We start from the raw sequence: 11,754 nt of genomic DNA, 5'->3' as shown, positions 1-11,754 counted from the left end.
AAATTTTCTCTGTTACCTATTTGTTAAAGTGCCCAAATGAAATTTAAACGTAGCGAAACACTCGATGAAACAGTAGATTCTACTTTTGTATCGCTTATTAAACCTATAATAGAAAATTACTGAAAGCATGAAAAAATTTTTACTTCTTGCATCATTCATTTTCAGTGGTTTGATCCTACTTGGACAAGGATCAACTACCTCTGCAATGAATGGAAGGATCACCGATGCAAACGGTGAGGCCTTGATTGGAGCGACTGTTTTGGCCGTTTATACGCCAACAGGTGCGGAATATGGTAACATTTCGGATGTGGATGGTTACTATCGAATCCCAAACATGACAGTGGGCGGACCTTACACGGTCACAGTTTCTTACATTGGATTCGAGACTTACACTGAAGAGAATGTTTATTTGAATCTCGGCCAATCGTACAAACTTTCCATGGAACTGCGGGAGTCAGCACAAGCCCTGAGCGAAGTAGTTGTGACGGCCTCTTCCGGCCTTATTGATGGCAACAGGACTGGTGCAGATACGAAAGTCGGCAAGGAGCAAATCTCCACCCTTCCCAATGCGAGTAGGGGACTCAACGACTTCACAAGGCTAACTCCACAGGCAAGCTTCACTTCCGGTGGAGGTCTTAGCATTGCAGGAACAAACAATAGATACAATTCCATTTTCATCGATGGAGCTAGCAGCAATGATGTTTTTGGTTTGGCTGGCAATGGTCAAAACGGAGGACAAATTGACAACTATCCACTCATCAGTGTGGATGCGTTGGATCAGATCAGCGTAGCTGTTGCGCCGTACGACGTTACCTTGAGTGGCTTTGCGGGCGGAGGTATCAGTGCTGTAACAAGGAGCGGTACCAACGAATACGAAGGATCGGTTTACTACTTTGTGAGAAACCAGAAACTTTCCGGAAAGACCCCAAAATTCATCTCCGATCCTGCGGATATTGAGAGAGAAAGACTTGCTGAGTTTTCAGCCAAGACTTACGGATTTAGAGCCGGTGGGCCGATCATTCCAAATAAGCTTTTCTTCTTCGTAAATGGCGAAATCCAAAGAGAAGAAACTCCTGTGCCGTTTGATTTTGCATCGTACACCGGCAGTGCAACTCAGGCAGACATTGATAACCTGATTTCCACACTCGATGGACTAGGCTATGCTCCTGGATCGTATGAAGATGTGATCAGAAAGCTGGAAGCTGAAAGGTTCCTGATCAAATTTGACTATAACCTGAGCAAGCAGCATAAAATCTCCTTGAGACACAGCTACAATAAAGGTGAAAACTTCTCGCCAAGTGGATCATTCACTACAGGCATTCGATTTGCTAATTCAGGAGTTTTCTTCCCGAATACAACAAACGCAACAACTCTGGAAGTAAGATCAAACTTTGATAACATCTCAAATAAGCTGATCATTGGTTATACCTCAGTTTCAGATGACAGGGATCCACTGGGAAGTCCATTCCCATACATTGATATTACTCAGGGGGATGTGGAAGTAGGAAGTGAACAGTTTTCTACTGCAAACCTGCTTACTCAGAAAATCTTTACAGTGACAGACAATTTCAATCTGTATAAAGGAAAGCATACGATCACAGTGGGTACGCACAATGAGTACTACGATATGAACAACGTATTCATTCGTCAAAATTTTGGTTCCTACCGATACAATACCATCGCAGATTTTATTGCAGATGTGAACGGAGCTTCAGGCTTGGCTTTCCAGTATGACCGAAGCTACTCTCTTATTGACAATACTACAGGTGATAACACAGGAGCTTCGGCAGCTTTCAAAGCGTTGCAGCTTGGTTTCTACGTGCAGGATGAATTTCAGGTAAACTCGAAACTTAAATTAACAGGAGGACTAAGAGTGGATATCCCGATGTTTATGGATGATCCGGGAGAAGACACTTACTTCAATACAACTGCTGCCCCACTAATCGAAGCTGCCGGGTATGATCTGAAAGGGGCAAGGGCTGGTCAAGCTCCAGATGCTCAGCTGTTATTCTCTCCAAGATTTGGGTTCAACTATGACCTGAATGGTGATCAAAGCACACAGATCCGGGGAGGAATTGGTGTATTCACCAGTAGAATTCCTTACGTATGGCCGGGAGCGATGTACAACAATAATGGGGTAACTGTGGGTGGTACGAGACAATCCAGTGGAATTGATTTTGTAGCTGACCCGTTTGCCCAGCCTTCCAAGAGTGATTTTGGAGGCACAGACGATATTCCTCAGGGACAAATGGACTTGTTTGCTGCAGATTTCAAATTTCCTCAGGTTCTCAGAGCTAGTATAGCTGTAGATCAAAAGCTTCCAGGTGGAATTATTGGAACGATTGAAGGTATCTACACCAAGAATATCAATGCGATTTTCTATGAAAACGTGAACCTTGTTCCGTCTACTGAGCGATTTGAAGGAACACCTGACAATCGCCAAAGATTTACAAATGGAAGAATTGATTCCAACTATACTGCGATTTATCTTGGATCAAACACCAACAAAGGATACACCTACAACTTCACAGCCAGCCTGACCAAACCCTTCGAAAATGGACTGACTGCAAACCTGGCTTACAGCTATACAGATGCATACGCCATCTTTGAAGGTACGTCATCACAAAACTCATCCCAGTGGAGAGGAGTATACAGCGTGGATGGAAGGAACAATGCTCCGCTTGGCCGATCTGATTTTGCTTCAGGATCCAGAATCCTTGCATCAGTATCTTATAGAAAGGAGTACCTGAATAATTTTGCTACCACCCTGTCATTCTTCTACAACGGACAGGAGGGAGATCCATTTTCATACACCTACAACAGCGGCCTGACTGGGGAAGATTCTAGGGAGCGAGCCCTGATCTACGTGCCAGCCTCTCAGGATGAGATTGTCTTTGCAGATGCAGCCACAGCAGATGCACAATGGGAAGCCCTGGAGCGATACATCAATGAGGATGACTATCTGAGAAGCAGAAAGGGACAGTATACCGAGAAAAACATGGCCAGACTACCCTTCGTGAGTATTCTGGACGTGAGATTGCTTCAGGACTTTTATCTAGACATGAGCAACGGTAAGCGAAATACCATTCAGCTGTCATTTGATATTTTCAACTTTGGAAATTTCCTGAATGCTAACTGGGGTAAAAGATACTTTACTCCAAATGGCGATGGTACATCTGTGCAGTTGCTTGATTTTGAAGGATTCCAGGATGGGACAAATATTCCAACCTACTCATTCGATACCAGTCTGAGGGATAAAAAGGATATCATAGGCAAAGATGATTCTGGGCTGATCAGCTCCAGATGGCAGATGCAGTTTGGTATCAGATATATCTTCAACTAATCTCAATCAATAACATCAAGATGAAAAATATATTAAAAATTGCTTTCACAGTTCTACTGACCAGCCTGATACTAGTAGGCTGTGTTGAAAACGATGAGGTTTCTCCGAAAGGATACTATGTATCAGTTCGGGTCACAAGCGGAACCTCAACTGTTGGATTTGAAAATGAATCCATCTCCATTCCTTTGGAATTGAGAGCGTCTCAGGGAATTGCCTCACTGGATGCAAATGGAACGGATATTCCGGTTACAGAAGGCGAAATTGAAGAGACAGTAACATATGCTTTTACGGTTCCTGCGAATAATGTGAATACATCCATTGAACTGACCTTTACACTTACAGATAGTGATGGCAATGAGGGCACATTTGTCTACACCATTAGTACCCAGGAAGATCCATCTACCTTCTCTGAGCTTGATATGATTGACCTGGGTGATGGCGAGGGAGCTGCAGAAATATCTGCTTACGATACTGCAACCATGCAACTCTTTGTGGTAAATAATGATGATGGTGCCGGAAACAATAGAATTGACGTGTTGGATTTTTCTGATCCATCTGATATTTCGCTTGTCACATTTATCGACCTTTCTACTTTCGGAGGAGGGGCCAACAGTGTTGCCGTTTCGCAAGGCAGACTCGCAGTAGCCGTTCAGGCAAATACAAAAACTGATAATGGTGTTGTATTGATCTGGGACACAGACGATCTGGATGCTATCCCTGTTTCCATCACCGTAGGAGCTCTCCCAGACATGGTGACCTTCTCGCCTGACGGAAACTGGATTCTGGTAGCTAACGAAGGTGAGCCTAATGACGACTACACTGTAGATCCTCAGGGAACTGTTTCAATTATCGATGCATCGGGAGCCACTCCTTCTTTGGCGGGAACTGCTACCTTCACTTCATTCAATGATCAGGAAGATGAGCTGGAAGCCATGGGCTTTAGGGTATTCGGTCCGGGAGCCACTTTGGCGGAAGACGTAGAGCCTGAGTATATCACAGTATCTTCTGATTCGCAAACAGCTTTTGTGACCCTTCAGGAAAACAACGGCGTAGCAATCATCGACATTGCAAGTGCCACGGTTACCGATATCATTCCACTTGGTTTCAAGGATTACACCCTTGTGGGTAACGAAATCGATCCAAGTAACGCGGATGGTGGTGTGTTCTTTAGAACAGGCGTTTCCTTCCCTCTCTATGGAGTTTATCAACCAGATGCCATTGCTGCGTTCAATATTGGAGGTGTGGATTATGTGATCACGGCCAATGAGGGAGACGCAAGAGAGTACGAAGGTACTCCAGGCTTCATCGGTATCGAGCGGGTTTCGGACGTGACGCTGGATGGAACCGTATTTGAAGAAGCTGGCGATCTACAGGAAGATGCTTCATTCGGAAGGCTGAACATGATGCTGGACCTGGGAGATGCAGACGATAATGATGAATACGAAGCGATCTACAGCTACGGTGCGCGCTCATTCTCAATCTGGGATGCTACTGGCGCACAAGTATTCGATAGCGGCAATGACCTGGACATGAAAGCGATAGCCGCCGGAATCTATGACGATGGCAGAAGTGACGACAAGTCTGTGGAGCCGGAAGGTGTAGTAACCGGTGTTATGAACGGCTCTACATATGCTTTTGTAGGCCTTGAAAGAGTGGATGCGGTAGCAGTGTATGATGTGTCTACACCTTCTGCTCCGGTATTCGTTCAAATGATCGAAACAGGAGATGAACCGGAAGGATTGGTGTTTATCCCTGCTTCTGAAAGCCCCAACGGCCGAAGCTTGCTAGTGGTAAGCTCCGAGGCTGACGGGACAGTAAGAGTTTACCAGACAAACTAAATATCTGACTAATCTAATCTTTAACCCCTGGCGATTTCGCCAGGGGTTTTTTGTTTCTATCCTTCAAATCTACATTTGCCTTCATGCATACCCTCACTCCGTATGAGCGCTGGAATCAGTATTACAATTCCAGCTATGACGATCGGTCTCCGTTTGCTGGGAAGGAGTACAATTATGATGTCTACTCAGAAAATATCTATGGCTACTACATTGACCCTGCCTGGGATTTTTTCGGATCAGAGACCCTCTATCTCAAGATCATTTTTGCGGATTATGATCTTGGTTTTGCTGTAATAGAGTTGATCGGAGAGTGGAACGATGCACTCAATAATGACATCATGCTACTGAAGCGAAACATTATCGAACATATGCTGGATCACGGCATCAACAAGTTTGCGCTGGTAGGAGAGAATATCATGAATTTTCATGGCAGTGATGACTGCTACTACGAAGAATGGTTTGAAGATGTGGAAGATGCCTGCCCTGACAAAGGAAGTGGCTGGATCGCCGGGATCAACTTCGGGGAGTTCATCATCGATGAGATGAAAAACTTCAACATCGACAACTACATCAACATGTCCGGGAGCCTTCAGATCGAGAAATGGAGAATCCTGCCACCACTTCGTTTTTTCGAATTGGTAAATGGGCTGATCTCCAGAAGGCTGCCTATCTAGCCCCTAATTTCAGCAGCTTCAAATTGCTTAATTGCCTCATGGAGATCAATGCGATTGATCCGGGCAATGACCTCTTCACTGAGTTTCAAAAAATCCTCGGCCACTGCACTTTGTTGGGTGAAGCCATAGAGTGACTGGCTCATTTCGTTTGCCTCGCTCACACGGATCGATTCCCGTATACGCTGATCCAGAATCAGGCTGCCCAGCTCCTTTTCAGCTTCCCTCACAATCTTCTGGTGGAAAAGCGTATGCTTTCGATACTGATTGAAAAAAATCCCCAGCACATTGAGCGGGCGATCTTTTTCAACCTGACTCAGATAGGTTAGCAGCTTTTTGAAGCCCGAAACCGAGAAGGAACCCGGAGTGGCAGGAATTAATATGCCGTTGATATTGGCAATGAAGGATTTGACGGTGATTCCAAAATGGGTAGGGAAGTCAAGCAGGATAAAGTCATAGCGATGCTTGATCGCAGTGAGCAGCTTGTAGAAAATGATATGGCCAAACGAAATGAATTGAGTGTTGGACTCTATTTCAGCCATCAGATAATCACCCGGGATCAAGTGGAGGTAGGGATGAATTTCTATGGGCTCTATGGCAGGCTGCTCGTTGTGGAGAAGTTTTTTTGTCAGGGTGAAGAGGGTATTTCGATGAGATTCTGATATGAGGGCTTGCGTGAGGTTGGTTTGCGGGTCACAGTCGATCACCAGCACTTTGAAAGACCTGGACCAACTATGTGCAAGGCTCAACGTGGTGCTGGTTTTGCCCACCCCACCTTTGAAATTATAAACTGCTATCGTTTGGGACATATCTCCTCTCTTGAATGCCTGAAACCCAGCAGCAGTGATTAGCGTGTTAAAATAGTAAAACTTTATCTTAAAATCATCCTAATTATTAGGTTTATTATTTTTCCGCGTACTGCACTTCCGCCAGATCGGAAATCATATACTTTCTTTTTGTTTGAACCTCCTGACAAAGAGACCTGGTGCGTTTCTTTTCCAGTTTGACGAAGGTTTTCTTATTGAACTCAAAGGGTTGACCTACTGGGATATCCTTGAGCAGGATTTTATCAGAGGGGTCGTCAAACTGCTTCAATAGTTGATATAGGATGGGATCTGAACAGCTGGAGGCTTTTGGATTTTGAAAGTACTTTTTTAGTGCGGCAAGTACCCTGAGGTCAAATATTTCAGCAATGAGCATGGGTTGGGATACTTGTTGAAAACATTGCTTCCATTCCTTTCCATGCGGCTGAATCCTCCTTCCGTACTGTTTGAACGCAACCAGGTGTGCGACCTCATGCAGGTAGGTGACCAGAAAGGCATAAGGGTTCAAATCATTATTGATTGTGATGGTATGTCGCCCGGACTGTGGGTGAAACCGATAGTCTCCAAGCTTGGTCTGCCTGGCCTTCTTGATCTTGAATTCAAAGCCAAGCTGTTCATAAAGCTTGTTGCAATAGCTCACTGCAGGGGACGGTACAAATCGCTGAAAAACCTCTCGAGAAGTCATTATTTATGTCAATCGAGAATTTTGGTGAAAGATTAATCTACATAAATTCAAAGTATGTAGAAAACTAATTGCGGTATTCATTACTTTAGACTAGTTTGAATAATCATTATTACTACTAGCCATGAAATTTATACTATCTATCATAGTTTTAGTACTCACCAGCTCCAATTATTTGTTTGGCCAATGTGGTGTGGGTTATGCATATCCGGGAGGAGGAACTCAATCGGGCACGTGCTCGGAGACCGCAGGAAATAGAAATATCAATGGTGCATTTACTGTCGATGGTGATCTGACCATTAATGGTGATTTTACGATTGGAGGTACAGACTTAGTTGTAAATGGAACATTAACTGTTACTGGTGACCTGATATCAGGTGGCGGATCTTCTGTGGTGATAGCAAACGGAGGAACAATTAACGCTGATAATTTGACTAGTGCGCTGTTTGCGACCTTTACTGTTGAAAGTGGAGGCACGCTAAATGTGACCAATGATGCAGGAACCGGCTTGTTTGCGGCCTTTACGGTTGAGGATGGAGGCACGGTAGATATAGGAGGAGACTTTACCACTGGCGGAATTGGAATAACCACGATTGATGGGGATATGAATGTTGATGGTGACTTTACTAATGTAGGTGGAGGAGTTGTTGATGGAGATGGGGATCTAACCGTAGGCGGAACGTATACCAATGGTGGAGATGATTCAGGCTTTACTGGTACCTATAATGGAGGAGACCCACTTCCTGTAGAGATGGTCTACTTTAGAGGTGAGGCTACCAATGATGAAGTCAGGCTCAATTGGCTTACTGCCTCAGAGATTAATAATGAAGGGTTTGAAATAGAGCGAAGTTCTGATGGTGTCCACTTTACTCAGATTGCCTTTGTAGCAGGTTTTGGAACCACCAATGAACCAAATGAGTACACCTATATCGATCGATCGGTGGCAGAAAGATCCTACTATCGATTGAAGCAAGTGGATTTCGACGGACAATTTGAATACAGCTCAATCATAGCTATAAATGGCGGCTCAATGGCTGGCAAACTTGAGGCCTACCCGAATCCAACCAATGGACCTGTACACTTACTGACTGCAATCAGTAACTACCAGCTATACGATCAGATGGGCCGGGTGGTGATGAGTGCCTCATCCACTACCAGCATCATGGCGGAGCAGGAGATAAGCCAGTTTTTGGAGAATGCTAATCCGGGCTCGTATGTACTCGTTTCTGAAATAGACGGAAAACCGCAAAGGTTAAGATTGGTCAGGCACTAGTCTATTTTTTCCTGAACACCATTTTTATCGGCACACCTCTGAAGTCAAAGTGCTCCCTCATCCGATTGGTAAGGTAGCGCTGATATGGCTCCTTAATATATTGAGGGAAATTGCAGAAGTATGCAAAAGTGGGGGTGTGGGTAGGTAGCTGAGTGATGTATTTTATTTTGATATAATGGCCTCTCACAGCAGGAGGAGGATACTTCTCAATCTCCTTGCCCATGATCTCATTGAGCTTGGAGGTAGAAATCTTACGGGATCTATTTTCATGCACCTGAAGGGCAAGCTCAAGGGTTTGCATGATTCGCTGCTTGTTTAGTACCGAAGTGAAAATGACAGGAATAAAGCTGAGCGGTCCTAATTTCTCTTCCAAAAACTTTCTGTACGTATCGGCAGTCTTAGAGTCCTTTTCCTGAAGGTCCCACTTGTTCACCATCAGCACAATACCCTTTTTATACTTATCTGCCAGCCCAATGATGTTCATATCCTGGGACTCTATGCCTGTCTCCGCATCAATCATCACGATGCACACGTCCGAATCCTGAAGTGCCTGAAGCGCCCGCAAAACGGAATAAAACTCGATGTTTTCCCTTACTTTGGATTTCTTCCGGATTCCCGCCGTATCGGTCAGGATAAAGTCTTTCCCAAACAGGTTATATCGGGTGTTGATAGCATCCCTGGTCGTACCTGCAATATTGGTCACAATGCTTCTTTCCTTTCCGACAAGTGCGTTAACAAATGAGGATTTTCCAACATTGGGCCTCCCCAAAATGGCAATTCGCGGCACATCTTCTTTTGCAATTTCCTCATCATCAAATTGCTTGACTACCTCATCCAGCATGTCGCCTGTGCCTGAGCCGCTAGCTGCAGCTATTGGAAACAACGGAGCATCCAGGCCCAGCGAGTAGAATTCATTGGATGCTAGTAGTTTCTCCTGATTATCTGCTTTATTGGCCACCAGGTAGATCGGTTTTTTTAACTCCCGCACCACATTGGCAAAGTCCTGATCCAGCCCATGAAGCCCCGTATCACAATCCACCATAAACAGGATGGCGGTGGCTTCATCTAGTGCTTCTTTCACTTGCGTTCTTATTGCCCCTTCAAAGATATCGTCTGAGCCTTCCACATATCCGCCTGTATCGATCACGGTAAATTTCTTCCCATTCCACTCTCCATAGCCATAGTGGCGGTCTCGGGTCACGCCGGACTCATTGTCCATGATCGCCTGCTTTTTTTCTATCAGTCGGTTAAAGAGCGTAGATTTTCCTACGTTGGGTCTTCCTACGATTGCGAGGATATTAGCCATATCAAATTCAAGTGATCAGAGCGCGAAGTTAAGGCAAAAGCAAGCGCTACTTCGCTTTTTCTGCTGATATGTATTTTTCAATTTGTGCGATCAGGATGGGCAATGGGACGGATCCATTTTTCAAAATCTCCTCGTGAAATTTCTGGATGTCAAACCTGTTGCCCAATTCTTTGGTGGCTTTTTCCCTAAGCCGCTTGATAGTGAGCTCGCCAATTTTGTAGCTCACAGCCTGCCCCGGCCATCCAATGTACCGATCAATTTCGGTATTCACTTCGTGAAGGGAGAGTGCAGTGTTTTTAGCCATATAGTCTACGGCTTCCTGCCGGGTCCAGCCTTTGTAGTGTAATCCCACATCCACTACCAGCCTGCACGCACGCCACATTTCGTAGGTATATCTGCCAAAAAGATCGTAGGGAGTTTCATACATTCCCATCTCTTCACCTAGGTACTCAGCATATAATCCCCAGCCTTCACCGAACGCACTGATGTAATACCCCGATCTAAAATCAGGAAGTCCCTCCAGTTCGGAGGCTAGTGTAATCTGCAGGTGGTGCCCTGGCACTGCCTCATGCAGAGTAAGCGCTGGCAAAGTATACAGCGTCCGGCTTTTTAGGTCGTAGGTATTCACCCAGTAGATGCCTGCTTTGTTTTGCGAACGGCTGCCACCAACATACCTGCCCCCAGTGTATTTGGGAGCGATATCATCAGGGACCGGCTCTACGGTAAATGGCAAGGTGTACAGCTTTGAAAACAGCTTGGGAAGCTGGCCTTCAGCTTTCTTGCTTAGCCAAGCAGCTTTGTTGAGGAGCTCCTGACCTGTTTTGGGATAAAACTGGGGATCTGTACGAAGGAAATTTAGAAATGCCGCAAAATCTCCTTTGAACTCCACTTCCTGTATGATTTCATCCATCAGACTTCTGATACGGCTGACCTCTGCTAACCCGATATTGTAAACCGAATCAGGCGAAATATCCAGCGTGGTGAAATGCCGAATGCGATCTTCGTAATACGCTCTTCCATTTTTGATTTCGCTGATCCCTACCTTTTCGGGCGATGATGGAAGATACTTTTCATTCAAAAAGCGAAGAAGCGCCTGATAGCTTGGGAGGACTTTTGTCTTGATTGTATTTTTAACCTTTTCCTTATTATCCGCTGAGACACTTTCATTATTTATGGCCATGAAAAATGGATTGGAAGCAATATCGTCACTCGTCCAGGGTTCCAGCAAGGCAATGATATTTTGGACAATGACCTTGGGGGCTTGAATTTTTTCTTTCATCCCCATCCTTAGAAGATTCTGGTTGTAGGAAATGTACTCGCTAAATGAGGGGAGCCATCTGATGTAGTCTTCAATGTCTTCATCATTAAATGGCAATCGGGAAAGGAAGAATGAAGGGGAATTGAAGAACCCACCCTCGGCATTGAAAGGAATTAAATAAGTCTTGTATTCAATGTCACTAATTTCATCCTTCAGTTGGAGAATTCGAATGGATCGGTTGATCTGCTCCTGATCGGTTAATTGTTCTTCTAAGATTGCCTCAAGATCCGCCAGGTACTTAGCCTGATACTCCGCTTTTTCTATTCGCTTTTCAACGGTTTGATAAGTAAATTTTTCAGGATGCTGACCCCACCAGATGGTATTCTCTATCCGGTAGGCATTGTCCAGACTATCAAGTTGGTTGAAAATAAGTTGAAGGGTTTCATTTCCCTGAGAGCTGGCAAAAAATGGCAGACATAAGAGGATCAGGAATATCTTTTTCATAAAAATCAGAAGTTAATAATAACCCTCTCAAGTTACTTCAAAGCTCTGAAATGGG

8 protein-coding genes are annotated in these 11,754 nt (G+C 44.7%); 4 read left to right on the top strand and 4 right to left on the bottom strand.

Annotated elements, in window-relative coordinates; all coding sequences use genetic code 11:
• Positions 1–127: 127 nt before the first annotated feature.
• The 3 genes from RLN88_RS00315 to RLN88_RS00305 all read left to right on the top strand — a co-directional run bounded on the left by RLN88_RS00315 (position 128) and on the right by RLN88_RS00305 (position 5,855).
• Positions 128–3,343, top strand: coding sequence for a TonB-dependent receptor (locus RLN88_RS00315; RefSeq protein WP_350219378.1), 3,216 nt, complete (start codon positions 128–130; stop codon positions 3,341–3,343).
• Positions 3,344–3,363: 20 nt separating this feature from the next.
• Positions 3,364–5,181: a choice-of-anchor I family protein gene (locus RLN88_RS00310; protein ID WP_350219377.1), complete on the top strand. Its 1,818-nt coding sequence runs from the start codon at positions 3,364–3,366 to the stop codon at positions 5,179–5,181.
• Between the two features lie 83 nt (positions 5,182–5,264).
• Complete coding sequence (locus RLN88_RS00305; RefSeq protein ID WP_350219376.1) at positions 5,265–5,855, top strand: hypothetical protein; 591 nt, start codon at positions 5,265–5,267, stop codon at positions 5,853–5,855.
• Here RLN88_RS00305 and RLN88_RS00300 read toward each other — a convergent pair.
• Both RLN88_RS00300 and RLN88_RS00295 read right to left on the bottom strand, forming a co-directional pair.
• A complete protein-coding gene (locus RLN88_RS00300) occupies positions 5,852–6,661 on the bottom strand; it encodes a ParA family protein (protein WP_350219375.1) in 810 nt (269 codons plus the stop codon). The genes RLN88_RS00305 and RLN88_RS00300 overlap by 4 nt on opposite strands.
• 94 nt (positions 6,662–6,755) lie before the next feature.
• Entirely contained in the window at positions 6,756–7,361 is a 606-nt protein-coding gene (locus RLN88_RS00295) for a SprT-like domain-containing protein (protein ID WP_350219374.1), read from the bottom strand.
• 121 nt (positions 7,362–7,482) lie between these two features.
• On the opposite strand from RLN88_RS00295, the gene RLN88_RS00290 reads away from it, so the two are divergent.
• Positions 7,483–8,631: a T9SS type A sorting domain-containing protein gene (locus tag RLN88_RS00290; protein WP_350219373.1), complete on the top strand. Its 1,149-nt coding sequence runs from the start codon at positions 7,483–7,485 to the stop codon at positions 8,629–8,631.
• A gap of 1 nt (position 8,632) precedes the next feature.
• Here the strand turns inward: RLN88_RS00290 and der are convergent, their stop codons facing one another.
• Positions 8,633–9,937 carry a ribosome biogenesis GTPase Der gene (gene der, locus RLN88_RS00285; RefSeq protein WP_350219372.1) on the bottom strand — a complete coding sequence of 435 codons (1,305 nt, stop codon included), beginning with the start codon at positions 9,935–9,937 and terminating at the stop codon, positions 8,633–8,635.
• Positions 9,938–9,983: 46 nt separating this feature from the next.
• The gene (locus RLN88_RS00280; protein ID WP_350219371.1) at positions 9,984–11,699 is read right to left on the bottom strand and encodes a DUF885 domain-containing protein; all 1,716 of its coding nucleotides are present in this window, start codon (positions 11,697–11,699) and stop codon (positions 9,984–9,986) included.
• Positions 11,700–11,754: the final 55 nt, after the last annotated feature.

This window comes from Ekhidna sp., assembly GCF_040223195.1.
Classification (GTDB): Bacteria; Bacteroidota; Bacteroidia; order Cytophagales; family Cyclobacteriaceae; genus Ekhidna.
This window is presented reverse-complemented; position numbering and strand designations above follow the sequence as displayed.